We start from the raw sequence: 1976 nt of genomic DNA, 5'->3' as shown, positions 1-1976 counted from the left end.
ACGGGGATGCGGTGCTGTCGGCGCGAAGCACTGGAGTGAGCGGGGACAGCGCCGCATCCAACCGGAATCAACTGTATTTCAGCTACTAAGGAGTGCAGGAAGACTTGGCTTTTCGCTTCCGTTTGATCTTAGCCATACTGGTTGGTAAAGTAATCATGCGGCTGGTTCGCCTGCTGGGTCGGGGTAAAGGCTCCTCGCTGCCCGGGATGGTGGCCCTGAGGATCTGTCCTGACATACTCGGCTACCTGGCACGGCAGGCCCGCCGGGGTGTGGTTATGGTGACCGGCACCAACGGCAAGACCACCACGAACAACATGATTGCCCGGGTTGTCAGGGAGGCCGGTTACCGGGTAGTGGTCAACACCGAGGGGGCCAACCTGATCACAGGTGTAACAGCAGCTTTTTTGAAGGCCGCAACTCCTGCGGGGCGGGTGGACTGCGATTATGCTCTCCTGGAGGTGGATGAAGCTTCATTTCCGCGGGTTACCCGCTATGTCCACCCGGACATGGTAGTAATTACCAACTTTTTTCGCGACCAGCTGGACCGGTACGGGGAACTGGATAAAACCATATCCCTGATCCGTGAGGCCCTGGTTAAGTTACCCGGGACCAGGCTGGTGTTAAATGCCGATGACCCCCTGGTAGCTCCTCTGGCTTCCTCAACCGGTCAAGGGGCGTTTTATTACGGCCTGGGTGAACACCATCAGGTTACTGCTCTTTCCGTTTCCGCCAGGGAGGGACGTTTCTGCCCCCGTTGCGGGCGGGAGCTTGTGTACGCTTATTATCACTACAGCCAGCTGGGAAACTACCGTTGTCCCGGCTGCGGCTTTGCGCGGCCGTTTGCCGATGTTGAAGGTACGGAAGTGTCCCAGGGTAGCCGGCAGGTAAGTGTCCGGCTGCGTTCACCTGCCGGCTCCTATGAACTGGTTGTGCCCGTGCCCGGGTTATACAACCTTTACAACGGCCTGGCGGCTTTTTCGGCCGGTCTCTCCCTGGGTGTGGAGCCGGAAGCGATAATTAGAGCCCTGGCGGGTTATACTCCCGCCACCGGGCGTATGGAAAGGTTCCGTTACCGCGATAAGCAGGTACTCTTGAACCTGGTCAAAAACCCTGCAGGGTTCAACGAGGGGTTGGGTACTTTGCTTTCCCTGCCCGGGCCGGTGGATGTACTTATCGCCATCAATGATAACGATGCCGACGGCCGGGACATTTCCTGGCTGTGGGACGTGGACTTTGAGGTTCTGGAAGAACACCACCACCGCATAAACTTCCTGGTCTGCACCGGCCGGAGAGGGGCGGAAATGGCCGTCAGGCTGAAATATGCCGGGGTGCCTCTCGACAGGATTATGGTCGAGGACATGCACCGGGCCGTGGAACGCGTTTTAAACGGTCCCGGTGCCACGGCTTACCTGCTGGCTACCTATACGGCACTCTGGCCTCTGGAAAGGATTTTGAGTGGATATGCAGCAAGGGAAACTCGTGTTGAAAGTCTGCCATCTGTATCCTGACCTGTTAAATCTCTATGGCGACCGGGGCAATGTGATAGCTTATGTCCGCCGCTGCCGGTGGCGGGGTATAGAGGTTGAGGTGTACCGGATCAATCTGGGGGAGCCGGTCGACTTCCGGGAAATGGATTTTCTTTTCCTGGGTGGAGGTTCCGACCGGGAGCAAAACCTCATGGCGGGGGACCTTGAAAATCGCCGGGAGCTTTTGCAGGCGGCCGTGGAGGATGGGCTGGTGGTTCTGGCCATCTGCGGCGGCTACCAGTTGCTGGGCAAATATTACCGCACCCTGGAAGGCCATGTGATTCCAGGCCTGGGTCTTCTGGATTTTTATACTGAGGCCGGTCACAAAAGGATGATTGGCAATGTAGCCGTGGAGCTGGAAATCGAAGGGGAACCGGTGCGGGTCACCGGATTCGAAAACCATGCCGGCCGGACATTCTTGGGCCGGATTTCCCCGCTTGGCCGTGTACT

The 1976-nt window shown here is 57.9% G+C and carries 2 protein-coding genes; both read left to right on the top strand.

The window, feature by feature from the left end:
* Positions 1-104: 104 nt before the first annotated feature.
* Complete coding sequence (locus ACPLUI_RS14350; RefSeq protein ID WP_424660923.1) at positions 105-1508, top strand: MurT ligase domain-containing protein; 1404 nt, start codon at positions 105-107, stop codon at positions 1506-1508.
* Positions 1480-1976, top strand: a 497-nt coding sequence (locus ACPLUI_RS14345) for a type 1 glutamine amidotransferase (RefSeq protein ID WP_424660924.1), incomplete at its 3' end; no start/stop codon positions are given. The genes ACPLUI_RS14350 and ACPLUI_RS14345, both read left to right, overlap by 29 nt.

Origin of the sequence: Desulfofundulus sp. (assembly GCF_049701015.1) — a bacterium.
In the GTDB taxonomy this organism is placed as follows: domain Bacteria; phylum Bacillota; class Desulfotomaculia; order Desulfotomaculales; family Desulfovirgulaceae; genus Desulfofundulus.
The sequence above is the reverse complement of the archived record's forward strand: the minus strand, read 5'-3'. Positions and strand labels throughout refer to the sequence as shown.